Source organism: Methylococcus sp. S1M (genome assembly GCF_051295855.1).
In the GTDB taxonomy this organism is placed as follows: Bacteria; Pseudomonadota; Gammaproteobacteria; order Methylococcales; family Methylococcaceae; genus Methylococcus; species Methylococcus capsulatus.
The window spans coordinates 167,517-190,328 of record NZ_JBPDXO010000004.1 but is presented as its reverse complement, the minus strand read 5'-3'; the positions used below and the strand labels follow the sequence as shown (position 1 = coordinate 190,328).

The following is a 22,812-nucleotide window of genomic DNA, read 5'->3' as shown; positions in this document are numbered from 1 at the left end:
ACCCCCTGCAGACCGCCTTGTCAACTCATTGATTTGATGGGACACGATCCACCCCTGACAAAATCGAGACACCACCGGGTCGGGTCTTGGGGACCCTGTATCGGCGAAGAGGGGGCGGCTGCGCCGACACGGACGGCATCGAGCTCCTTATTTGACTTTGTTCAAGCCCGTATCCTGGATCGCCTGCTCACAGCGCGAGCTGACCTTGGCCTCATTCTTTTCCAGGCAGGCCAACAGCCGCCCTTCGCCGGGATCGACATTGGCACAGTATTTGTCGAGATCGTCGTCACATTCTGCGGCCACATAGCTCAGAGCGTTGACTTCACGCTGAAGCTGGGCCGCGGCATCGTAAATGGCGTATTCGCAGCGCGTGGATAGCTTGTCCTGGTAGGCGTAGAGACAGGCCAACTGACGTCCGTCACCGGGCATCACGTCCTTGCAGAACTTGTCGAGTTCGGCCTTGCAGCCGGTTTTGAAAGTCGACACCGGGTCGTCGACCTGAGCCTGCTCCAGGGGCGCAGAAGCCTTGGTCTCGGCCTTCTTCGCCGCACAAGCGGGTTGTGTCATGAACGCCGCCAGCAGCAGGCCGGCGAACAGATATCGTGCACTGTACATGAGATGTTCCTTGTTGATTGGGTGATGAGACGAATCGCGCACCTCCATGCCCGCAAGTTCCGGCCCGAGCCGGCCCTTCCGCTGGCGGCGCACATCCGGCATTGTAGCCAGACGCCCCGGGAAAACCTATCCGGCTCGAAACCGGGTTCGTCCTAACGGCCTGGGACAGCCGTTTTGCAAAATGAAGAAGGCGGGTGGAAAATAACCAAGTGACATACTCAACCATGCCAGGTCATCCTCCACCACCGCCGCTCATCGATCACACGAGGAGTCAACCCAGGTTTATCCCCCCATGAAGCCTCCGTCCGAAGCCACCATCCGGCTGCTCAACCGAGGACTGTTCGTCGCCGGTACGGTTCCTTTTCTCTTCCTGGCAACGGGCGGTTTGACTCACGGCCTGGGCGCCAATCCCGTCGAGACCATTTCCCACGGCAGCGGCCTGTGGACACTGCGATTCCTGCTGGGCACCCTCGCCATCACACCGTTGGCCAGATTCCCCGGCGGGCACTGGCTCATTCACCTCCGCCGCACGACCGCTCTGCTGGCTTTCTTCTACGCCTGCCTTCATGTCTCGAGCTATCTGATATTCGATCAGTTATTCGATGCCCGCGAAATTTGGCGGGACATCGTCAGGCGCCCCTTTATCTCCGCCGGGATGACGAGTTTCCTGATCATGGTTCCATTGGCTGCCACCTCCAACCAGGCCATGGCCCGGCGCCTTGGCCACAGAAACTGGCGCCTGCTGCACCGGTGGGTATATGTGTCCGCGGCGGCCGGCGTATTCCATTATTTCTGGCTGGTCAAACGGGATACCTCGGGTCCGGCCTTGTACGCGGCGATCCTGGCGATCGTCCTGTGCCTGCGACTGGACGAAGCCACCCGACGGCGGGCTGGCCGCCCTTCCGCCACTGCGCCACGACCATCGATTGCTGATCCCTCGGCGCCTCAGCCGACGGATTAGCGCCGGCACCTGGCAACGAGACTCCGAATTCCCACCCGTGGATGTACCAACCGGGAAGCCACCATTGTCACTGCGCGCAAATCAAAAATTGGCGGTTTCGAGTACCGAGGGCAACGGATGTTGCACTCGGTTGTCGAGTCCGCCCACCATGAAAAGCGGGCGCCAACAACCGGCGCCCCCTTATCAAACGCCGGCTGCGGCTTGAAAAGCCGTGCGCTGCCGCGACCGCCGGCCTTCAATGCTCCGGAACGCCCTTGACCTCCTCGTTCCAGATCGGATTATCCCGGTCCTCCGGGTCGAGCTTGACCACGTCCTCCGGGAAAATATGCCAGAACGAACGATCGATCGCGCCCTCCTGGTAATGGCCTTCTTTCCGTCCGTGAAAAAAGGGACACCACCAGTTCTCCACCAACTTGACCAGATAAGCGTGCCACTCGAACAGCCCCACACTGAAAGGACAATACCAAGTACAATTAAGCACCCAAAACAGCCTGGACTGGGTGGGACTGAGCCTGTAGCCGGGCCGCATGACGATCTGGTTTGATAGCTTATATCGGAAACTGGCCCGATCCGGCAAAAAGTCTTTCAACGTCTTTATGTTTTCTGCGCCCATCAGCTTGAGATGGAAATAACTGACATAGGCGCTGATCATCACGAAAGGCAGAGTCAGGATAGGCAGATAAATCAAGAATACCCCTAGAATGCGCGTTGCATACGGGATTTGACCATGATTCTTCCCGATCACGACGCGGTTCTCGCCAATCCCTGATGGATCACAAGTTTCGCACTTTTTCATTTCGAGCCTCAGCCAAAGCGTTCTAGTTCTTATCGGTGCGGTCCAGACAGTCCCGGGACGGCACCACATACCCTCTGTTTCCGACTCCGGCAAAGATCGCCCGCCGGTCGCGGCAGAGAAACTATGAGGTCGAAAGCTCCGCGTCAAGCGGCATAGCGCAGGAACGGCCCGAATCGTGGCACCGTGAGAGGCTCACCGGCGGCGAGCGCCAGGGCGGCGCCGGAGCCGACGAGCTGCGGACGGGTTTTTGCGCCGAACGAGGCGAAACCGCTTTTTCCTCGGCCGCCTCCTGCGTTTCGGGCCAGGAGGGAGGTCACCCGGACATCGAGGTGGATTACTGCATGCCCTTCTTCAGAGCATCAAGCAATTTGCTGCCGGCGACCGCATCATCGCTGCCTACCAGCACCATCACGGTCATGTGGTCACCCATTCGAATGCACTCGACCACTGCCAGAGTCTTGTCGGTCCAGGAACGGACGGAATCAACGTCCTTACTGACCCTACCCGTCGTCAGCGACGACATGAGCGACTCGCCCCGGCTCACGCAGTCGGCCTGGCTCAGGCTCGACCGTAAATGATCCCAGTACATGTTGGGGGCGGCCAAGGCGGCTTCAGACGCGCCCAGCAGGGCGGCCGACATCAGAAAAGATTTCGCAAACACGGTCGGTCCTCCTCGTCTTTACATTCAAGAAACGGGATCCGCTTCGGGAGAGCTTGCCGGCAGAAGCGGAGGCTCGCCTTGTGATCTGCATCTTACGTCGACCCTGATGAACCTGCCCAGCGGAAAAATGGGCGCCGCCGGCATCGGCCTGTTACTCGCGATCCCGGCCGACTTTCATGTCAGGCTTCGAAAGAAGTATGAGTATGCAAAGCATCGGGCCTGTGGCTCGGCGAGTTGCCGCCGGCATGCCGTTCCTTGTAAAGGAGATAGATGAAAACCGCCATCAGCCCGATCAGAATCCAATATTTCAACCAAAACAGGAACTTCAGTTTAGCCAGAAACGCCGGATGGCCGAGGAGATAAGCGTTGAATTCAGCGAAGAAATTTTCGATCACGGTACACGACCTCGCAGCTCTGCCGGCCGGTCGTCCGGCTTCATTTTAGCGTTTTGGTGCATTGCGCGCCGCCTCAAGGAACGAGGCGGCCGGGACCCTTGGTGACGCCCAACGCCCCTTTTTACTTCGAGCGCACACATAAATTTAGACCACGGCCGGGCACATCCAGTTCCAGGCAGGACCATGGACACAAAAAGCTCATGCGGCAAATGGTCCGCTGGTTTGGATGAGGCAGAGCGAAGACCGACAGGAAGATCGCCAAGGCACTCTCGACCCGCTCTGGACTCAAAGCGATTGGTCGGATCCGGCCAGAGGAAATGGCCGTGCAGAAACGAAAAAAGGCTTGCGATGGCACGCAAGCCTTTGAATTTTGGTAGCGGGGGCAGGATTTGAACCTACGACCTTCGGGTTATGAGCCCGACGAGCTACCGGACTGCTCCACCCCGCGTTTGGTGAAGGAGAATTATACCCGTGTGTTCCCGAGACTTGCAAGCCCTATGAGTCACATCCTAGCCCCCCTCGGTGCCGGGGACTCGCCTTCCGATCCCGAGCCCATGCGGGCTGCATCGGCCAGCGTGTGGCGTTCGAGCGCGGCCAGGAAATCTTTCCGCGCTTCATAGAGGATGGCCTTGAGGAAACAGCCCCGGTCGATCCGGCAGTGACTGGCCTTCGGATCGAAACATTCGACCAGATTCATGTTCGGCTCGGTCAGGCGTACCACCTCGGCGATGGTGATGGTATCGGCCGGACGCGCCAGCCTCAGCCCGCCACCCTTGCCGCGCATCGTCACGAGCAGGCCGGCATTGGCCAGAGTGTTCACCACTTTCACCAGATGATTCCGCGAAATCCGGTAGTACTCGGCGATTTCCGGGATGGTCGCCATGCCGGGTTCCGGCAGGCGAACCAGATAAATCAAGACCCGCAGCGAGAAATCCGTGAACTGGGTCAGTTGCATGGCTGATACCTGTTTGGACAGCTGACGATAGCATAACACGCGCTCACAGAAGGGCTTGACACGAGCTCGTGTCGATCCTAAATTTATATTTGCGATGCATCTTATAACAGCATTCGACTCCAGTGCGTCGCATTCGCATAAATCGACTAGGAGAAGCTCATGACCGAAAAGAAACTCGCCGACTGGTGGAACGAATCCCATGGCTCACTCTATGAAAAACTGGGAGGAGAAGCCGCGGTGAACGCAGCCGTGGACATCTTCTACCGCAAGGTACTGGCCGATCCCCGCATCAACCGGTTTTTCGAGGGGGTCGACATGGAGAAACAGGCTGCCAAGCAGAAGGCATTCCTGACCATGGCGTTCGGCGGGCCGCACAATTACACCGGCATGGACATGCGGCGCGGACACGCGCACCTGGTAAAGCAGGGCCTGAATGACGTCCACTTCGATGCCGTCATGGAACACCTCGGCGCCACCATGAAAGAGCTGAACGTACCCGATGAGCTGATCGCACAGGCGGCGGCGATCGCCGAGAGTACGCGCAACGACGTGCTCGGCCGCTGAGTCGAGGAATCGACAGGAGCGCCACCATGACGAGCATCACCTACGGCGGAAACACTTATCCCCTCGACAAAGACCAGTCTGTCCTGGATTGTCTCGTCGGCCACGGCGCGCCTGTCCCCTTCTCCTGTCGTAGCGGGGTCTGCCAGACCTGCCTGATGCGGGCCGTCCGCGGCGTGCCGCCCGAGGACTCGCAGCGGGGACTGAAAGACTCGCTGAAGCTTCAGAACTATTTCCTCGCCTGCGTCTGCCATCCGACCAACGATCTCGAAGCGGCGCTTCCCCAAGAGGTCGTGAAATCACTACCGGCGACCGTCACGGCGCTGGAACCGCTCAACAGCGAGATCATGCACGTGTCGCTCGAATGCCACGCCCCGTTGGAATACCGGGCCGGGCAATTCATCAATCTGTTCCGCGAACCCACGCTCGGGCGAAGCTACTCCCTGGCCAGCGTGCCGCAGCACGATGAGCATTTACACCTGCACGTGCGACGACTGCCACAAGGCAAAGTCAGCGGCTGGATACACGAACACCTGCGCATCGGCCAGACGGTGGAAATTCGGGGGCCGAGCGGCGACTGTTTTTACGTGCCCGGCCGGCCGGAGCAGGAGCTGATACTGATAGGCACGGGGTCCGGCCTGGCCCCCCTCTACGGCATCCTGCGCGACGCCCTGCAGCGAGGACACAGCGGACCGATCCGTCTGTTCCACGGCAGTAGAAACCGGGCGGGCCTTTATCTGACCGACAGGTTGAGGGAACTGGCGAGGGAATATCCGAATTTCGACTACGTTCCCTGCGTTTCCGGCGAAGAACCGGCGCCTGGCTTGGCGGCAGGCCGCGCCCACGAGATTGCTTTCATGGAGATCCCGGACTTCAAGGACAAGCGTCTGTTCCTCTGCGGCCATCCGGAGATGGTGAGCGCGGCGAAAAGACGCGCCTTCCTGGCGGGTGCTGCGATGAAGGACATCTATGCCGATCCGTTCAACGTGAACGCCGCCCCCTAGATTCCCTCAGCTCCCGCTCCAGCAGCGCTTCGTAGATCGGCAGATCGTGGAGACGGGCGGCGACCGCCTGCGCCGCGAAGCAGGCCGCCAAAAGCGGCAGGATGAGCGCATAGTTGCCGGTCATTTCGATCATCAGCACCACGCCGGTGAGCGGCGCCTGGACGACGCCGGTGAACAGAGCCGCCATCCCGGCCACTGCGAAAACCTTGGGCTCCACAGGCAGCACCGGCGCCATCTGCTGGATGAGCATTCCGGAATCGAGCCCGAGCAGAGCGCCCAGCAGTAGTATCGGCGCGAAGATGCCGCCAGCCGCCCCGGTGGCGTAACTGCCGATGGTCAGAGCAAACCGGGCAGCGAAGTAGAGCGCGACCAGACTCGGCGCCAGGCTGGCTTCACCGTCCAATATCCGGCCGACCAGCCCCTGACCGCCGCCCAACAGATCCGGCGCCAGCCAGCCGACCAGCCCGATCGAGCCGCCCCAGCCCAGCCAGAACGCTTTGCGCGACCCCGGACGGCCCGGGCACAGCCGCTGGACCGCCAGCAAAGTGCGATTGAAAGCGACACCAAGCAAACCGCACGACACACCCAGCCCGACGAACACCGGCAGCGTCGTCAGTGAGGGAGCGCCGGAAATCCCGACCCGGAATGCCGGCAACTCCCCCAAAGCCAGACGACAGACCGTGTCCGCGGCGAGACAAGCGACCGCCGCGGCGAAAAACTCCGGGGACGAACATCGTTCACGCAACTCCTCGAGCACGAATATCAGCCCCGAAAGCGGCGCATTGAAAGCCGCCGCCAGACCGGCCCCGGCCCCCGCCGCGATCAACGCGCGACGTTCGTCGGGGGATGACGAACACGCCGTAGCCACGCCCTCCGCAACCGCCCCACCCATCTGCACGGTCGGCCCTTCCCGTCCCAGAGTGAGTCCTCCACCCATGCCGATCAGCCCGCTCAGGAACTTGACCGCCAGCACCCGGGCCCAGCGGAACCCGCGCAATCCCATCAGCACCGCCTTCACGTGCGGGATGCCGCTGCCGGCCGCTTCCGGCGCGAACCGCTCGACCAGCCAGGCCGCCAGGAATACGCACAGGGCCGATGCCGCTGCAGCGATGGCCAGCCCCGGTGCGCCGTAGCCGTGGGCGAAGTCCTGCAGTCGGGCGCGCCATGCTTCGCCGGCATCCATCCCGAGATGGAAACCGACCGCGGCACACCCGGCCAGCAGTCCCGCCAGCAAGGCGCGCGGAAACAGACGCCGCCGCTCCCGATTCAGGCGGACGAACCGCTCCGCCTCAGTCGTCCAGGAAGACATAGTGAAGATCGAACTGGATGTTGTGTGTCCAGACATCGGCGGTGCCCGGCGTACCCGCCATGTATTGGCCCAGATACCCGAAATCCACGCCCAGATTCCGGCTCAAGCGATAGGAAATACCGGAGAGGATCCGGTTCTGGCAGAAGCCGGCCGGCCCGAACAGACTGTAGTTCGGACACACCATGAGTTCGTCCCCCATGTAAAACTCCGCCCCCTCGGCCACGAAGCGCATGGGATGGCTCCAGGTCACCGCCTCGCGGAAACGGATGCCGACTTCACCACCCTGTTGCAGCACCCGCTCCTCGAGCCGGGTCCTGCTGACCAGTTTCCCCCCAACCGCTTCATGGGTGAGCACCGCCTCGAGATACGGGCGATTTTCCTGATAAGCCGGCTGGTCCACCGGATGCAGCCAGGTGTGAGCGTAACCGATGCCGAGATAGAACCGGGGGTCGACCTGATAGCCCACCCCCACCCAGAGCAAGTCCTCGTACATGCGCCAGGCATTCGGCGGATTGTCGTCGCGCAGGCGGACCTGATCCCGCACATACCACTTGAATTTGCGCCAGTCCGGAGACACGCTACCCAGACTGCCCAGTAGGCTCAGCGAAGTCCAAGCACCGGCCATGCCTTCGATTCCGCCGGCACCGGCCGCTTGACACGCTGCCATCAGCAGCGACGCTCCAAGCGGAAAACCGGCCGTCGAACGCATCCAACCCGCTCCTCTATTCGAACCGCTGAATCCGGTGCATGCCCGTTCGCCGGGCCGTGTTTGAATTTGAAATGGAACGGCCTAAGGACTTTACTTGGAGACTCACCCCGCCGCCTTCGAAAATACGCGCAAAGGATAACCCATATGTCCCGTTCCCCCTTCAGACACTGGCCCCTCGCCGGCCTCACCGGCATCCTGCTGAGCTGTGGCGGCTGCAGTCCCGGAGCCCAACAGGCCAGGCCGGCATCCGGCGCGGACGAAGCGCTGAACCGAATCGAGCACATCGTCGTGATCTACGCCGAGAACCGCAGCTTCGACAACCTTTATGGCCTCTTCCCCGGCGCCAACGGTATCGCCAACGCCAGCGAGGAAGCCAAGCGTCAGATCGATCACGACGGCACGCCCCTGCCCTATCTGCCGCCGGTCTGGCTGGTCGGCGATGCCCGACCCGACCCGGCCTTCCCGGCCCGACTGCCGAACGGCCCGTTCCGGCTCGACGCGCCCCCCGTCGGCATGGCACTGTCGCAGAAAACGCGCGACCTGGTCCACGCGTTCTACCAGAATCAAGAACAGATCAACGGCGGCCGGATGAACCGCTTCGCCGCCGTCTCGGACGCCGGCGGCCTCGTCATGGGCTATTACGACGGATCGAAGCTCCCGATGTGGGACATTGCCCGGGAATTCACCCTGGCCGACAATTTCTTCATGGGCGCTTTTGGCGGCTCGTTCCTCAACCATTTCTGGCTGGTCTGCGCATGCACTCCGGTGTTTCCGGATGCACCGCCGGAGCGGGTCGCCCGGCTCGACGCTTCCGGTCGCCTGCTCCGCGCGCCCGACTCTCCGCCCAGCGCCCTGCAGGGACCCGCCAGATACACCGTCTCGCGCGTCACACCGGATGGCTACGCGGTGCTCAATGAACAGCCGCCTTACCAGCCCAGCGGCATCCCACCCGCTGCCGGCGGCGACCGCCGTCTGGCCGATCCGTCCAAACACCCCTTGCCACCGCAGTCGTTCAAAACCATCGGCGACACCCTGAGTGCGAAGGGCGTGACCTGGGCCTGGTATGCCGGCGCCTGGAACGCCGCCGTCGAAGAAGGTATGCGGGATATGCAGCCGCGCCAAGTGATCTATGGCAAAGGGGAGAACTCGCCGAACTTCCAGGCCCACCACCAGCCTTTCAATTATTTCGCCCGCTATGCCCCGGGCACACCAGAGCGGGCCGAGCACCTGAAGGATGGCGCGGATTTTCTGTCCGCGATCGAAGCCGGTACCCTCCCCCAGGTCAGTTTCTACAAGCCGCAGGGCAGATTGAACGAACATCCGGGCTACGCCGACGTCCTCGCCGGGGATGCCCATATCGCCGGCCTGGTCCGCAAGATCCAGGCAAGTCCGCTCTGGCCGACCACGGCGATCATCGTGACCTATGACGAAAACGGCGGCTTCTGGGACCACGTTGCCCCGCCCAAGGGCGACCGTTGGGGCCCCGGTGTCCGCATCCCGGCGATCGTCGTGTCCCCCTTTGCCCGGCGAGGGTATGTCGACCATACGCCGTATGACACGACCTCGATCATCAAATTCATCACCCGCCGCTTCGGTCTGGAACCGTTGCCAGGCGTGCGCCCGAATGCCGGGGATTTGACCCACGCCTTCGATCTCGGCTCGTGATTCCGCGCAGAGCATCACACCGCCAGGCAGATCGGCCGAAGACCGGCACCGGCGGGCGAAACCGACCGGATGGCTTTGCACGATACCCCGGCCGCGGGTCCTGATACCTTCAACTCCAAGCGCCTCACCGGCCGTCTGATCTCCGGCCTTCTCCATCATGGGATTGCGATGCCCCCACCACCGGCGCCCGTGACGCGCCCCCATGGCTTTGGTTAGAATACCAAGATTGTCCGTGCCGTCCTGCCCATGGTCGTGGGCGCGCCCCGAGCCCTCCCGGACATCTCCTCATCGCACAGATTCGAGCTTTCATGACGAAATACATCTTCATCACCGGCGGAGTCGTTTCGTCGCTGGGTAAAGGCATTGCCGCATCCTCCCTCGCCGCGATCCTCGAGGCGCGCGGCTTGAAAGTCACGCTGACGAAGCTCGATCCCTACATCAACGTCGATCCGGGCACCATGAGCCCGTTCCAACATGGCGAGGTGTTCGTGACCGAGGACGGCGCCGAAACCGACCTCGATCTGGGCCATTACGAGCGCTTCGTCCGCACCACCATGGGCAGGGCGAACAGCTTCACCACCGGCCAGATCTACGAGAACGTGATCCGCAAGGAACGCCGCGGCGAATATCTGGGCGCCACCGTGCAGGTCATCCCCCACATCACCGACGAGATCAAACGCGGCATCCGCCTCAGCGCGGAAGGCTACGACGTGGCGCTGATCGAAATCGGCGGCACCGTCGGCGACATCGAATCCCTGCCCTTTCTGGAGGCGATCCGCCAAATGCGGGTCGATCTGGGCGAAGAACGCTCGCTGTTCATCCATCTGACCCTGGTGCCTTACATCTCCAGCGCCGGCGAGCTGAAGACCAAGCCGACCCAGCATTCGGTCAAGGAACTCCGCACCATCGGTATCCAGCCGGACATCCTGATCTGCCGCTCGGACCGGCCGATCCCGAAGAGCGAATGCCGTAAGATCGCTCTGTTCACCAACGTTCAGGAAGATGCGGTCATCGCTTCAGTGGATGCCGACACCATCTACCGGATTCCCGCCCTGCTGCACGAGCAGCAGCTCGACGAGATCGTGGTGCGCAAGCTGCGGCTCGACGCCGGCCCCGCCGACCTGAGCGAATGGCATCGTGTGGTCGATGCGCTCAAGAATCCGGAGCGCTCGGTCACCGTCGCCATGGTCGGCAAGTACGTCAACCATTCCGACGCCTACAAATCGCTGAGCGAGGCGTTGGTCCACGCGGGCATCCACACCCGCACCCGGGTCGACATCCGCTTCATCGAGTCCGAGGAAATCGAGGACCACGGCACCGGCGCGCTGGAAGGGGTCGACGCCATCCTGGTTCCCGGCGGCTTCGGTGAACGCGGTATCGAAGGCAAGATCGCCGCCGTGAAATACGCCCGCGAGCACCGCGTGCCCTACCTCGGCATCTGCCTGGGGATGCAGGTCGCCGTGATCGAATTCGCCCGCAACGTGGCCGGACTGGAAGGCGCGCACAGCACCGAGTTCCTGCCATCGTCGCCGCATCCGGTCATCGCCCTCATCACCGAGTGGAAGACCGAGGCCGGCGGCATCGAATACCGCAGCGGCGATTCGGACCTGGGCGGCACGATGCGGCTGGGCGGACAGAAATGCCGGCTGGTACCCAACACGCTGGCCCATGCCACCTATGGCAAGGACGTCATCACCGAACGGCACCGCCACCGCTACGAATTCAACAATCACTACCTCAAGACGCTGGAAGCGGCAGGCCTGCGGGTGTCCGGCAAATCGCTGGACGGCCGCCTGGTCGAGATGGTGGAAATTCCCGAGCACCCCTGGTTCCTGGCCTGCCAGTTCCATCCCGAGTTCACCTCCACGCCGCGCGGCGGCCATCCGCTGTTCAGCGGCTTCGTCCGCGCCGCCCGTGCGCGCAGCGAAGGCACGTCCCCCCCCGAGAGCGGTGGAGCCCAACCATGAGCAACGTCGAGACATCGGCCCGGCCGTTCGAACTCTGCGGCTTTCCGGTCGGTCTGGAACACCCGCTGTTCCTGATCGCCGGCCCCTGCGTGATCGAAACCGAGCAGCTGGCGCTGGACACCGCCGGCGCTCTCAAGGAAATCACCGACGGTCTGGGCATCCCATTCATCTACAAGTCCTCCTTCGACAAGGCCAACCGATCCTCCCACGCAAGCTACCGGGGGCCTGGCATGGAAGAGGGACTGCGCATCCTGGCCGAGGTCAAACGCCAGATCGGGGTGCCCGTGCTGACCGACGTGCACGAGGACACCCCGTTGCAGGAAGTCGCCTCGGTGGTGGACGTGCTGCAGACCCCGGCCTTCCTGTGCCGCCAGACCAATTTCATCCAGAACGTCGCCAACACCGGCAAGCCGGTCAACCTCAAGAAAGGCCAATTCCTGGCACCTTGGGACATGAAGCACGTCGCCGCCAAGGCGCTGGCCACCGGCAACCGGCATATCATGGTGTGCGAACGCGGGGTCTCCTTCGGTTACAACAATCTGGTGTCGGACATGCGGTCGCTGAGCATCATGCGCGAGACCGGCTGCCCGGTGGTCTATGATGCCACCCACTCGGTGCAATTGCCGGGCGGCCAGGGCACCGCTTCCGGCGGCCAGCGCGAATTCGTGCCGGCACTGGCGCGGGCGGCGGTGGCGGTGGGCATCTCGGGCCTGTTCATGGAAACCCACCCCGACCCCGACCGCGCCCTGAGCGACGGTCCCAATTCCTGGCCGCTGGACCGTATGAAGGCTTTGCTGGAGCTGCTGTCGACCCTCGACCGCACAGTCAAGGCGAGTCCCCTGCTGTAATCGGGACCGCATGACATCGGCGTCCGGAATGCGCCTTCTCGTGCCGTCGTCCCGAACGCCCCAACACATACCCACTGGTGATCCCATGAGCAAGATCGTCGACATCCTGGCCCGGGAGATTCTGGACTCCCGCGGCAATCCGACCGTCCAGGCGGAAGTGATCCTGGATTCGGGCGCGGAAGGTAGCGCCATGGTTCCCTCCGGCGCCTCCACCGGCGCCCGCGAAGCCATCGAACTGCGCGACGGCGACGCCTCACGCTATGGCGGCAAAGGCGTACTCAAAGCCGTGGAGAACGTCCGCGGTCCGATCAAGGCCGCACTGACCGGCATGGACGCCGCCGACCAGGCGGCCATCGACCGCCGCCTGATCGAGCTGGATGGCAGCGACAACAAGGGCGTGCTCGGCGCCAACGCCATCCTGGCAGTGTCGCTGGCGACCGCCCACGCTGCCGCGGCCGACGCGAAAAAGCCGCTGTACGCCTACCTCAACCGCAGCGGCGAGTTCCTGCTGCCGGTGCCGATGATGAACATCATCAACGGTGGCGCCCACGCCGACAACAGTATCGACATGCAGGAGTTCATGATCCTGCCGGTGGGCGCGCCGAGCTTCCGCGAAGCCCTGCGTTACGGCGCCGAGGTGTTCCACGCCCTGAAGAAAGTACTGTCGGAACGGGGACTCGCCACCGGCGTGGGTGACGAAGGCGGCTTCGCGCCGAACCTGCCGTCCAACGAAGCAGCCATCGGCATCATCCTGGAAGCCATCGAAAAGGCCGGCTACCGGCCCGGCGAGGACATCTGCCTGGGTCTGGACGTCGCCAGCTCGGAGTTCTATTCGGACGGCATCTACACTCTAGCTTCGGAAGGCAGGCGGTTCACCTCGGAAGAGTTCTCGGACCATCTGGCCGCCTGGGTCGACAAGTACCCCATCGTCAGCATCGAGGACGGCATGGCGGAGAACGACTGGCACGGCTGGGGCATCCATACCGACAGGCTGGGCCGACGCATCCAGTTGGTGGGCGACGACCTGTTCGTGACCAACCCGGCCATCCTCAAACAGGGCATCGAAGCCCGGATCGCCAATTCGATCCTGATCAAGGTCAACCAGATCGGCACCCTGACTGAAACCCTGGAAGCCATCCATATCGCCAGGAAGGCCGGCTACACGTCCGTCGTGTCCCATCGCTCGGGCGAAACGGAGGGCACCACCATCGCCGACATCGCCGTCGCCACCTGCGCCGGCCAGATCAAGACCGGCTCGCTCAGCCGCTCCGATCGCATCGCCAAATACAACCGGCTGCTCAAGATCGAGGAAGAGCTGGGTGACAAAGCGCGCTACGGCGGCCGCGGCGCCGTCAAAAACCTGGCCTGAGCCGCGGCCGACCGCCCGGAGCCGGGGTGAATAAACTGACCGCGTTCCTGCTGGCGCTGATCGCCCTGCTCCAGTACCGGCTGTGGTTCGGCGACGGCAACCTGCGGGAAATGCAAAGGCTGCAGGAACGCATCATGGAACTCACCGAAGAAGGTGAGAAACGGCGGCAACGCAACGCGGCCCTGGAGGCCGAGATCCGTGACCTCAGGGAAGGTACCGATGCCATCGAAGAACATGCGCGCCGGGACCTGGGCATGATCAAGGAAGGCGAAACCCTGGTACAAATCATCGACGCGGCGCATCCCTCGCCCAGCCCCGAACCGGCACCGCCGCCCCGTAGGGTGCACAGGTCCACGGCTCCGGCTGCCAACGAAGCACCGACACATGAGCACTGACGCGCGTTTCTGGATCGTCGTCCCCGCCGCCGGCGTAGGCAAACGGATGGGGGCCGACATCCCCAAACAGTACCTGGACGTGGCGGGCAAACCAGTCCTGCAGCACACGCTCGAACGCCTGCTCTCGGTCCGCCGCGTCACCGCGGTCATGGTCGCGCTGGGCGCGAACGACGAGTTCTGGCCGGAGCTGCCCTGCTCACGCGAGCCGCGGGTGCTCGCCACGACGGGCGGCAGGGAACGCGCAGACTCCGTGCTGAGCGCCCTGACCGCCCTGGCCGGCCGGGCCGCGGACGGCGACTGGGTGCTGGTCCACGACGCAGCCCGCCTCTGCGTCACCCGTGACGACGTCGAGCGCCTCATGGAAACCCTGGAAGACGACCCCGTGGGCGGCATCCTGGCTCTGCCGGTCACCGACACCCTCAAGACGGTCGAGAACGGCACCATCCAGGGCTCCGCAGACCGCAGCCGCGTCTGGCGCGCCCTCACCCCCCAGATGTTCCGCTACCGAGCGCTCAAAGAGGCGCTGGAAGCAGCGGCACGACGGGGACTGACGGTGACGGACGAAGCCAGCGCCCTGGAGCTGGCCGGCCTGTCGCCGCGGGTAGTGGAGGGGCGCCCCGACAACATCAAGATCACCCGGCCGGAGGACCTCCCTTTGGCCGCCTTCTATCTGGAGCGACAATGTTTCGAATAGGCCAAGGTTATGATGCCCACCGTTTCAAAGAGGGCGACCACATCGTGCTGTGCGGCGTGAAGATTCCGTTCGGCCGGGGATTCGCCGCCCACTCCGACGGCGACGTGGCTCTGCACGCGCTGTGCGACGCCCTGCTGGGCGCGGCCGCCCTCGGCGACATCGGCCGCCATTTCCCGGATACCGACGCCCGCTACAAGGGCATCGACAGCCGCGTATTGCTGCGCGAGGTACGACAGAGAATCGCCAGCCTGGGCTACACCGTCGGCAACGTGGACGTGACCGTCGTGGCCCAGGCGCCACGGTTGGCCGCCCACATCCAGGCGATGCGGGAAAACCTCGCTCAGGACCTGGAAATCCCCCCTGACTGCGTCAACGTCAAGGCGACGACCACCGAAGGCATGGGATTCGAGGGCCGCGGCGAAGGCATCTCGGCGCACGCCGTCGCCCTCCTCGCCCGCAGATGACCGGACATCCCGACTGCCCCGGATTCGACGATCTGCCGCGGGCACACGGCGAAGTGACCTGCCGCGGCCGCATCCGGGTCTCTCCGGAAGACTTCCGGGTCGACGAAATCCTCGGCTTCGAACCCACCGGCCAGGGGGAACACGCCTTCCTGCACATCCGTAAGACCGGGGAGAACACCGACCACGTGGCACAGCGGATCGCCAGGCTGGCCGGCGTCAAGCCGATGGACGTGGGCTATGCCGGCCTCAAGGACCGCCACGCCGTCACCACCCAGTGGTTCAGCGTGAGACTGGCCGGCAAGGCCGATCCCGACTGGAGGGCGCTGGAAAGCGAGAGCATCGCCGTCCTGCGCCATACCCGGCACGACCGCAAACTCAAGCGCGGCGCCCTGGCAGGAAACCGCTTCCGCATCATCCTACGGGGACTCGAAGGTGTGTGCGACGGTCTGGAAGCCCGCTGCGCGGCGATCCGCGCGGCCGGCGTGCCGAACTATTTCGGCCCGCAGCGCTTCGGCCACGGAGGCCGCAATCTGCAGGAAGCACTGCGGCTGTTCGCCGACCCGCGCCGCCGTATCGACCGCAACAAGCGCTCGCTGTACCTGTCGGCGGCACGCTCCTATCTGTTCAACCGTGTCCTCGCCGGTCGGGTGGAGCACGGCAGCTGGAACCGGGCAGTCGAGGGCGACGCCTTCATGTTCACCGGCTCCAACGCCTTCTTCAAGACCGACAAGTTGGATGAAGACATCCAGCGACGCATCGAAGCGCTGACGATCCACCCCAGCGGAACCCTTTGGGGAACGGGCGACCCGGTGATTTCCGGCACGGCCCTCGCAATGGAGCGGGCGGCGCTGGCACAATGCGCGGAATTCCGCGAGGGCCTGGAACGCTGCGGGCTCGAAGTCGGCCGGCGGGCGCTGCGACTGCCGGTGCCGGATCTCGAATTCGCGGGAGTCGAGGATTCGGCCTGCGAACTGACGTTTTCCCTCCCTGCCGGCACCTACGCGACCACGGTCTTGCGGGAACTCGTCGAATTCGACCCGCAAGACTGGCCGGACACCTGATTTTTCGAAAACCCCCCTCGGAGGACCTGAGCCATGTCCGTCACCATTTACCACAATCCGCGCTGCAGCAAGTCGCGGGAAACCTTGAAACTGCTTCAACAGCGGGGCATCGAACCGGTCATTGTCGAATATCTGAAAACCCCGCCCGACGCGGCGAGCCTGCGTGAACTGGTAAGGCTCCTGGGAATCTCGCCACGCCAGTTGCTGCGCAAAGGCGAGGCCCCGTACAAGGAGCTGGGGCTGGCGAATCCGGAGCTCGACGACGAAACACTGCTCGAAGCCATGGCCAGCCATCCGGTACTGATCGAGCGCCCGATCGTCGTGGCCAACGGCAAGGCAGCGTTGGGCCGGCCACCCGAGAACGTACTGGCCATCCTCGGCTGACCCCTTTCCCAACTCCCGACCGACATGACCGAGTCCAAACGCAGCAGCACCGAAATCCTGATCCTCTATTACAGCCGCCACGGCGCCACCGCCGACATGGCGCGCATGATCGCCCGAGGCGTGGAAGAAGTGCCGGGCGCCATCGCCAAGCTGCGCACCGTGCCGGAGGTCTCACCCGCCACCGAAGCGACGGCGCCGGCCGTTCCATCCGAAGGGCCGCCCTATGCCACGCTGGACGACCTCAAGCATTGCGATGGCCTGGCCCTGGGCAGCCCGACCCATTTCGGCAACATGGCCGCGCCGCTCAAGCATTTCCTGGACAGCACCAGCGCCCTGTGGTTTTCCGGCGCACTGTCAGGCAAGCCAGCCGGCGTGTTCACTTCGACCGCTTCCATGCACGGTGGCCAGGAAGCGACTCTGCTGACCATGCTGCCGCCGCTCCTCCACCACGGCATGATCCTGGTTGGCATTCCCAGCAGCGAAGCCGCCCTGCACAAGACCCGCAGCGGCGGCACGCCCTACGGCCCCAGCCGCCACACCGGCGACGCCTCGCCGCTGAGCGACGAAGAACGGGCACTGTGCCGTGCCTTCGGTGCCCGGCTGGCGCGGGTCGCCAAGGCACTGAAGAATACCGGGGATTAAGTCCGCAAGGACATTCGCAGCTACCGCCATGGCCCAGCAGATACCGCTGCATTTCGCCGTCGACCCGCTGCAGACCTTCGAAGCGTACTGGGCGGGACCCAACGCCGAAGCGGCGGAGGCTGCGCGGCGCAGCGCCCGGGGCGAAGGCGATAAGCTGCTCTATCTGTGGGGAGACACCGGCCTGGGCAAGACCCATCTCGTCAACGCCGCCTGCCGCGAGGCTTTCCACAACGGTCGCAGCGCCGCCTGCCTGCCGCTGGCGCTGATCGGCGAGTGTGGTCCGGCCGTGCTCGAGGGCATGGAAAACCAGAACCTGGTCTGTCTGGACGACATCGACACGATCGCCGGTCGCGACGACTGGGAACGGCAGTTGTTCGGCCTGTTCAACGCCATGCGCGATGCCGGAAACACCCTGCTGATCACCGCCACGGCGCCGCCTGGGGAATTACCCGTCGCCCTGCCCGATCTCAAGACCCGCCTGGCCTGGGGACTCGTCCTTCGGCTCCATCCGCTGACGGACGAACACAAGCTGGCCGCACTGGAACGGCGGGCCGGCATGCTGGGGCTCGACCTGAGCCCCCGGGTCGGACGGTTCCTGCTGTCCCACTGCCGCCGCGACATGGCTTCGCTGCAGGCACTGCTGGAAGAGCTGGACCATGCCTCCCTGGCCGCCAAGCGCCGGCTCACCGTCCCTTTCATCAAAGGCTACCTGGAAGACATCGCATGAATATACTCGTGATCGGCACCGGCGCCATCGGCAGCTTCTACGGTGCCCTGCTCGCCAAGACCGGCCACTGCGTGTCGGTGGTCGCCCGCTCCGACTACGAGACCGTGAAGGCCAAGGGCATCCGCATCCGCAGCGCGACACTGGGGGACTACACCTTCCGGCCGGCGGCGGTCGTCCGCTCCGCCGCCGAACTCGAAACCAAGCCCGATTGCACGCTGCTGTGCATCAAGGTGGTGGAAGGTGCCGACCGGGTCGGATTACTGCGCGATGCCGTGGCCCCCGACACCGGCATCGTCCTGATTTCCAACGGCATCGACATCGAGCCGGAAGTCGCCGCCGCCTTCCCCGACAACGAAGTCATCAGCGGCCTGGCTTTCATCGGCGTCACCCGTACCGCGCCCGGCGAAATCTGGCACCAGGCCTACGGACGGCTGATGCTGGGCAACTATCCCGGCGGAGTCTCGGAACGCGTCAAGACCCTGGCCGCCGCTTTCGAAGAAGCCGGCATCGACGGCATCGCCACTGAAAACATCACCACCGCACGCTGGCAGAAATGCGTCTGGAACGCCGCCTTCAATCCACTGTCGGTGCTCTCCGGCGGCCTCGATACCCTGGACATCCTGTCGACCCAGGAAGGTTTCGTCCGGGCGATCATGCAGGAGATCCGCGCAGTAGCCGCGGCCAACGGCCATCCCCTGCCGGAAGACATCGTCGAGAAGAACGTCGCCAGCACCTACAAGATGCCGCCGTACAAGACCAGCATGCTGGTCGACTTCGAAGCCGGCCAGCCGATGGAAACGGAGGTCATCCTCGGCAACGCGGTACGCGCCGGTCGGCGGACCCGTGTGGCGATTCCGCATCTGGAGTCGGTCTATGCCCTAATGAAGCTCCTGGAGCTACGAACCGCGAAAAGCCGTTGGGGAAACCCGCCGTGACCTCGACCGCACACCGCGAAGCCGCCGAAATCTTCATCGACACCTGGTCACTCCATGGCCGTGTCGTCTCCCATAATTACATGTATCACCGTGAAATCTTCGCCGACGCGGGCAAACATCTCGCGGCACGTTTCGGCGGCACGGGCATCTCGGTCTGCGACCTCGGCTGCGGCGATGCATGCCATTCCTCGAACGCCTTGCGGGATTCGCCCTGCATCACCTGACCACAGAAGAAAAGGGCGAAGTCTTCCGCCAGGTTTCCCGGAGCCTGCGGCCCGGCGGCGTGTTCCTGCTGGTGGACGTGGTCCGCCATGAGGACGAATCGCACGACGCCCATCTGCAGGCGGCCTGCGACTGGATGCGGAAGGAGTGGCACGACTTCTCGCCGGAAGAGATGGCAACGATCTGCCGGAAACCGTCATCACCCTGGCGCGGCTGGCCACGGCCGCCGGGCTGTCCGCACCCGAACCGGTCAACCGGTACCGTCGGCTCCACATTCTGGCGTTCGGGAAAACGCCCGGCCGAGACGCTCAGCTCAGCTTGTCGTACAGACTCAGCACGATCTCCACGACGATCAGGAGGACGATGTACCACTCGACCCGCAGCGCTTGGCGGTGGTTCACCAGATCGAGATAGGTCTCGGCGGTGCGCGAGATAAGTTCGAGCTTGCGTGACAGCGCCCGGTCCCGGTCGCGCAGCTCGTACTCGGTCGCCAGGCGTTCGTAAAGCTGGTCGAGCTGAGGATCGTCCCAGACGATCTCCGGCTTCTCCGCGACCTCGACCCGTCCCACCATACGCCCCATGATGGACAGCGCCTTGCCGATCTCGTTGAGGATTTCCCGCTTGCCCCGCGGCGGGCCGGCGGCGCGGGTCAGACGCTGGGCGATCTGTTCGATGCGGTCGAACTCCTCCGCCACGTTGCGTTCGTAGTAGGACAGGACACAGCTCTTGGCCAGCACATGGGCGACGACCTGCAGGCGGGCGACCGATGCCTCCCGCAATACCAGCCGGCCTGCGCCGTCCAGCCGCTCCGGCAGCTCCGGGTGGATCAGGAGGTCGACCTCCTCCAGTTCCGGTTCCGCCAACGGGTTGTGGACGACCGGACGCAGCCCCTGAAGGACTTCCGCTTCCTGCTCGGCACTGAGGCCGACCAGGACGACGACGCCGAACCGGAATGTGATCCGGTAGCCTTCGCGACCGACCGCCAGGGTCAGGGGCCCCAGTGCGACCGCGCCGCCCCGTTCGATCTCGCGGTAGTCGATGCGGCTGCCGAGAAACCAGGCACGGGCGCAGATCACCCGTTCGGTGGCGGCAGCCATGACGGGAGGAGTCAGGGAGCCAGCGGCCGGATGCCCACTGCCTCCCGGATCCGTTGCATGAACGGGACGGCGTGAGCCCGCGCCCGGGCGGCGCCCGCCCGCAGCTCCTGTTCGATCCTCTCCGGGTCCAGGATCAACGCTTCGTAGCGTTCGCGGGCCGTTGCGAGGTGATCGTTCAAGTACTCGTACAGCCTGTTCTTCATCTCGCCCCAGCCAATGCCTTCGGCATACCAGCGCCGGGCTTCCTCGACCTCGTGTTTGCTGGCGAAGGCCTGGTAGATCGAGAACAGCGTGCAACCGGCAGGATCCTTGGGTTCGCCCGGAAGCTGGGAATTGGTCTTGATCTTCATGATGAGCTTGCGCAACTGCCTTTCCGGCGCGAACAGAGGAATGGTGTTGTCGTAGCTCTTGCTCATCTTGCGGCCGTCCAGTCCCTGGAGCACGGCGGTCTCCTCGTTGACCACGGCCTCCGGCAGCACGAAATGCTCGCCGAAGATATGATTGAACCGCTGGCCGATGTCTCGGGCCATCTCGATGTGCTGCACCTGGTCGCGTCCGACCGGCACCTTGTGGGCGTTGAACAAAAGGATGTCCGCTGCCATGAGCACCGGATAGTTGAAAAGCCCCATGGTGATGCCCTTGTCGGGATCGGCCTCGTCCGCCTCTTGGTTGGCCTGCACCGCCGCCTTGTAGGCATGGGCACGATTCATCAGCCCCTTGGCGGTCACACAGGTCAGCATCCAGGTCAGTTCGACGATCTCCGGCACGTCCGACTGGCGGTAGAATATGGCATTCTGGGTATCCAGCCCCAGAGCCAGCCAGCTCGCGGCGATCTCCAGCGTCGACTGCCGCACCCGCTCCGGATCATGGCATTTGATCAGGGCATGATAATCGGCAAGGAAATAATACGGCTGTACAGTATGGTCATGGCTCGCCTCGATCGCCGGGCGGATGGCGCCCACGTAATTGCCGAGATGGGGGGTTCCGGTGGTGGTGATGCCGGTCAGGACGACTGATTTGGTGCTCATGCAGACGAAGGAGTGCAAAAACGGCAAGAAACGGCGCGGGCGGCACTATGACACAAAACCCCCGGCGCCGCCACCCGCAGCCGAGGCTCAAAACCACCATACCACGCACCATTCGTTTAGAATACGCCCCGAGGACAATCATGGGGGCGAGCCTATGCCGCATTTCATCGAGAGACGCCGCTCTCGACGCATACCAGTCAGCTATCCGATCAAGTACCGGATCGCAGGAGAGAACGAGGAACGCGCCGGCGTCTGCGTCAACATCAGCGGCTCTGGCATCCTGTTCAGGACCGATGAAATCATCGAGCCGGGCCGCGCCCTGGAAATCCGCATCGAGCCGGACAACCGACTCACCCCCCCCCTGACGGCCAGCATCGAAGTGGTACGCTGCACTCCGGCGCCGGAGCCCGGTTTCCACCATGTGGCCGGCGCCATCAAGGGGATCAAGAGCAAATAAGACCCCATGTACAGCGTCACCAAAGAGATTTTTTTCTGTTACGGCCACCGCTTGATGCACCATTCCGGCAAGTGCCGGCATCTGCATGGCCACAGCGTTCGGGCGGCCATCACCGTATCCGCCAGCGACCTGAACTTCCAGGGCATGGTTTGCGACTTCGCCGACATCTCGGCCGCCGCCCGTGATTTCATCGACACTCACCTCGACCACAACCTGTTGCTGCACCGGGACGATCCTTTGCTGCCCCTGCTGCAGCAGGCCGGCGAGCGGGTCCTCGCGCTCGAACAGCATCCGACGGCGGAAACCCTGGCGGAAATGATTTATCGGGACCTGCGGCGGAAGGGATTCGCGGTCCAGAACGTCACCCTGTGGGAAACCTCGAGCGCCTGCGCCAGCTATCGCGAGGGAAGCCCGCCGTGAGCCGGTTTCTGCCCCGCAACCGCTCCTACTGGCTGGCCAAGCTGTGCGAGGCGAATTACCAGCGGCTGTTGGCGTTGGTACCGGATCTGGAGCGGATCCAGCCGGCACTGAAAGCATCGGTGCACGGCAAACCCGCTCTGCATATCCGCGTGCTGGAACGATCCCCCTACACTTTGACGCTGGAACTGACGCACGCCTTCAGCCGCGCCATGGAAGAACTGCGCGAGCCCGCCGTCCGGATTCGGGTCTATCTCGACGCCCATTCCGTCGAAGTGCTCAGCGACCACTGCCGCCCCGAGGTACGTGACGCCCTGGGGGACCAAGCGACGCCGCAGCGGGTGCTGGACTACAAGTGGTCACTGAACTATTTCCTGGCGCGCTGGCTGGATTACTGCGTCGACAGCCGCTACCGGCTGTCATCCGGCCCGGCCGACCTGTCCCCCTGGAGGGACCGCTCGGCGCCGGCCTGAC

Annotated in this window: 28 protein-coding genes and 1 tRNA gene; 19 read left to right on the top strand and 10 right to left on the bottom strand. The window is 63.8% G+C overall.

What is annotated here, in order from left to right; translation table 11 throughout:
- Positions 1-147: 147 nt before the first annotated feature.
- On the bottom strand, positions 148-615 hold the full coding sequence (locus ACSHWJ_RS09315; protein ID WP_017366171.1) for a cysteine rich repeat-containing protein: 468 nt from the start codon (positions 613-615) through the stop codon (positions 148-150).
- 292 nt (positions 616-907) lie between these two features.
- On the opposite strand from ACSHWJ_RS09315, the gene ACSHWJ_RS09310 reads away from it, so the two are divergent.
- Entirely contained in the window at positions 908-1,576 is a 669-nt protein-coding gene (locus ACSHWJ_RS09310) for a protein-methionine-sulfoxide reductase heme-binding subunit MsrQ (RefSeq protein ID WP_010961723.1), read from the top strand.
- Positions 1,577-1,811: 235 nt separating this feature from the next.
- Here the strand turns inward: ACSHWJ_RS09310 and ACSHWJ_RS09305 are convergent, their stop codons facing one another.
- The 5 genes from ACSHWJ_RS09305 to ACSHWJ_RS09285 form a co-directional block, all read right to left on the bottom strand.
- Positions 1,812-2,372, bottom strand: a complete 561-nt coding sequence (locus tag ACSHWJ_RS09305; protein WP_371129646.1) for a hypothetical protein — start codon at positions 2,370-2,372, stop codon at positions 1,812-1,814.
- A gap of 334 nt (positions 2,373-2,706) precedes the next feature.
- Complete coding sequence (locus tag ACSHWJ_RS09300) at positions 2,707-3,033, bottom strand: hypothetical protein (protein WP_249385239.1); 327 nt, start codon at positions 3,031-3,033, stop codon at positions 2,707-2,709.
- A gap of 179 nt (positions 3,034-3,212) precedes the next feature.
- Positions 3,213-3,428 (bottom strand): hypothetical protein, encoded by a 216-nt coding sequence (locus ACSHWJ_RS09295; protein ID WP_218798225.1) that lies wholly within the window; start codon positions 3,426-3,428, stop codon positions 3,213-3,215.
- 371 nt (positions 3,429-3,799) lie between these two features.
- A tRNA-Met gene (locus ACSHWJ_RS09290) sits at positions 3,800-3,876 on the bottom strand.
- 54 nt (positions 3,877-3,930) lie between these two features.
- Entirely contained in the window at positions 3,931-4,383 is a 453-nt protein-coding gene (locus ACSHWJ_RS09285) for an Rrf2 family transcriptional regulator (protein WP_010961728.1), read from the bottom strand.
- A gap of 159 nt (positions 4,384-4,542) precedes the next feature.
- Between ACSHWJ_RS09285 and ACSHWJ_RS09280 the strand changes: the two genes are divergently transcribed.
- Together ACSHWJ_RS09280 and ACSHWJ_RS09275 are read left to right on the top strand one after the other, a co-directional pair.
- Positions 4,543-4,947 carry a group I truncated hemoglobin gene (locus ACSHWJ_RS09280; RefSeq protein WP_017366176.1) on the top strand — a complete coding sequence of 135 codons (405 nt, stop codon included), beginning with the start codon at positions 4,543-4,545 and terminating at the stop codon, positions 4,945-4,947.
- A 26-nt stretch (positions 4,948-4,973) separates the two neighbouring features.
- Positions 4,974-5,948, top strand: coding sequence for an FAD-binding oxidoreductase (locus ACSHWJ_RS09275; protein WP_218798226.1), 975 nt, complete (start codon positions 4,974-4,976; stop codon positions 5,946-5,948).
- On the opposite strand, the gene clcA is transcribed toward ACSHWJ_RS09275, so the two are convergent.
- Both clcA and ACSHWJ_RS09265 read right to left on the bottom strand, forming a co-directional pair.
- Positions 5,926-7,257, bottom strand: coding sequence for a H(+)/Cl(-) exchange transporter ClcA (clcA, locus tag ACSHWJ_RS09270; protein WP_256996533.1), 1,332 nt, complete (start codon positions 7,255-7,257; stop codon positions 5,926-5,928). The two genes, ACSHWJ_RS09275 and clcA, sit on opposite strands and share 23 nt — an antisense overlap.
- Positions 7,238-7,966, bottom strand: coding sequence for a DUF2490 domain-containing protein (locus tag ACSHWJ_RS09265; protein ID WP_432539678.1), 729 nt, complete (start codon positions 7,964-7,966; stop codon positions 7,238-7,240). The genes clcA and ACSHWJ_RS09265 overlap by 20 nt, the downstream gene beginning before the upstream one ends.
- Before the next feature lie 144 nt (positions 7,967-8,110).
- Between ACSHWJ_RS09265 and acpA the strand changes: the two genes are divergently transcribed.
- The 13 genes from acpA (at position 8,111) to ACSHWJ_RS09200 (ending at position 19,341) form a co-directional block, all read left to right on the top strand.
- On the top strand, positions 8,111-9,631 hold the full coding sequence (acpA, locus tag ACSHWJ_RS09260) for an acid phosphatase (RefSeq protein ID WP_432539679.1): 1,521 nt from the start codon (positions 8,111-8,113) through the stop codon (positions 9,629-9,631).
- A gap of 308 nt (positions 9,632-9,939) precedes the next feature.
- Entirely contained in the window at positions 9,940-11,598 is a 1,659-nt protein-coding gene (locus ACSHWJ_RS09255) for a CTP synthase (protein ID WP_432539680.1), read from the top strand.
- Complete coding sequence (gene kdsA / locus ACSHWJ_RS09250; protein WP_010961735.1) at positions 11,595-12,446, top strand: 3-deoxy-8-phosphooctulonate synthase; 852 nt, start codon at positions 11,595-11,597, stop codon at positions 12,444-12,446. Before ACSHWJ_RS09255 ends, kdsA begins: the two co-directional genes overlap by 4 nt.
- An 85-nt stretch (positions 12,447-12,531) precedes the next feature.
- On the top strand, positions 12,532-13,815 hold the full coding sequence (gene eno, locus ACSHWJ_RS09245; RefSeq protein ID WP_218798231.1) for a phosphopyruvate hydratase: 1,284 nt from the start codon (positions 12,532-12,534) through the stop codon (positions 13,813-13,815).
- A gap of 26 nt (positions 13,816-13,841) precedes the next feature.
- Positions 13,842-14,210 (top strand): cell division protein FtsB, encoded by a 369-nt coding sequence (gene ftsB, locus ACSHWJ_RS09240; protein ID WP_432539681.1) that lies wholly within the window; start codon positions 13,842-13,844, stop codon positions 14,208-14,210.
- The gene (ispD, locus tag ACSHWJ_RS09235; protein WP_010961738.1) at positions 14,200-14,904 is read left to right on the top strand and encodes a 2-C-methyl-D-erythritol 4-phosphate cytidylyltransferase; all 705 of its coding nucleotides are present in this window, start codon (positions 14,200-14,202) and stop codon (positions 14,902-14,904) included. Before ftsB ends, ispD begins: the two co-directional genes overlap by 11 nt.
- A complete protein-coding gene (ispF, locus tag ACSHWJ_RS09230) occupies positions 14,892-15,368 on the top strand; it encodes a 2-C-methyl-D-erythritol 2,4-cyclodiphosphate synthase (RefSeq protein ID WP_010961739.1) in 477 nt (158 codons plus the stop codon). The genes ispD and ispF overlap by 13 nt, the downstream gene beginning before the upstream one ends.
- A complete protein-coding gene (gene truD / locus ACSHWJ_RS09225; protein WP_432539682.1) occupies positions 15,365-16,429 on the top strand; it encodes a tRNA pseudouridine(13) synthase TruD in 1,065 nt (354 codons plus the stop codon). The genes ispF and truD overlap by 4 nt, the downstream gene beginning before the upstream one ends.
- Before the next feature lie 33 nt (positions 16,430-16,462).
- Positions 16,463-16,813: an arsenate reductase (glutaredoxin) gene (gene arsC / locus ACSHWJ_RS09220; protein ID WP_432539683.1), complete on the top strand. Its 351-nt coding sequence runs from the start codon at positions 16,463-16,465 to the stop codon at positions 16,811-16,813.
- Between the two features lie 24 nt (positions 16,814-16,837).
- A complete protein-coding gene (wrbA, locus tag ACSHWJ_RS09215) occupies positions 16,838-17,455 on the top strand; it encodes an NAD(P)H:quinone oxidoreductase (protein ID WP_432539684.1) in 618 nt (205 codons plus the stop codon).
- A gap of 28 nt (positions 17,456-17,483) precedes the next feature.
- Positions 17,484-18,182: a DnaA regulatory inactivator Hda gene (gene hda, locus ACSHWJ_RS09210; RefSeq protein WP_432539685.1), complete on the top strand. Its 699-nt coding sequence runs from the start codon at positions 17,484-17,486 to the stop codon at positions 18,180-18,182.
- Complete coding sequence (locus ACSHWJ_RS09205) at positions 18,179-19,117, top strand: ketopantoate reductase family protein (RefSeq protein ID WP_432539686.1); 939 nt, start codon at positions 18,179-18,181, stop codon at positions 19,115-19,117. The genes hda and ACSHWJ_RS09205 overlap by 4 nt, the downstream gene beginning before the upstream one ends.
- Positions 19,114-19,341: a hypothetical protein gene (locus ACSHWJ_RS09200; protein ID WP_432539687.1), complete on the top strand. Its 228-nt coding sequence runs from the start codon at positions 19,114-19,116 to the stop codon at positions 19,339-19,341. Before ACSHWJ_RS09205 ends, ACSHWJ_RS09200 begins: the two co-directional genes overlap by 4 nt.
- A gap of 306 nt (positions 19,342-19,647) precedes the next feature.
- On the opposite strand, the gene ACSHWJ_RS09195 is transcribed toward ACSHWJ_RS09200, so the two are convergent.
- On the bottom strand, positions 19,648-20,436 hold the full coding sequence (locus tag ACSHWJ_RS09195) for an RMD1 family protein (protein ID WP_432539688.1): 789 nt from the start codon (positions 20,434-20,436) through the stop codon (positions 19,648-19,650).
- Between the two features lie 11 nt (positions 20,437-20,447).
- Positions 20,448-21,464 carry a tryptophan--tRNA ligase gene (locus tag ACSHWJ_RS09190; RefSeq protein WP_218800529.1) on the bottom strand — a complete coding sequence of 339 codons (1,017 nt, stop codon included), beginning with the start codon at positions 21,462-21,464 and terminating at the stop codon, positions 20,448-20,450.
- A gap of 154 nt (positions 21,465-21,618) precedes the next feature.
- Between ACSHWJ_RS09190 and ACSHWJ_RS09185 the strand changes: the two genes are divergently transcribed.
- From ACSHWJ_RS09185 to ACSHWJ_RS09175, 3 genes are read left to right on the top strand one after another with little or no spacing between them, the layout of a single operon-like run.
- Positions 21,619-21,921, top strand: coding sequence for a PilZ domain-containing protein (locus tag ACSHWJ_RS09185; protein ID WP_218800530.1), 303 nt, complete (start codon positions 21,619-21,621; stop codon positions 21,919-21,921).
- A 6-nt stretch (positions 21,922-21,927) separates the two neighbouring features.
- Positions 21,928-22,341 carry a 6-pyruvoyl trahydropterin synthase family protein gene (locus tag ACSHWJ_RS09180; protein WP_333687048.1) on the top strand — a complete coding sequence of 138 codons (414 nt, stop codon included), beginning with the start codon at positions 21,928-21,930 and terminating at the stop codon, positions 22,339-22,341.
- On the top strand, positions 22,338-22,811 hold the full coding sequence (locus ACSHWJ_RS09175) for a DUF1249 domain-containing protein (protein ID WP_010961749.1): 474 nt from the start codon (positions 22,338-22,340) through the stop codon (positions 22,809-22,811). The genes ACSHWJ_RS09180 and ACSHWJ_RS09175 overlap by 4 nt, the downstream gene beginning before the upstream one ends.
- The last annotated feature ends 1 nt before the right edge of the window (position 22,812 follow it).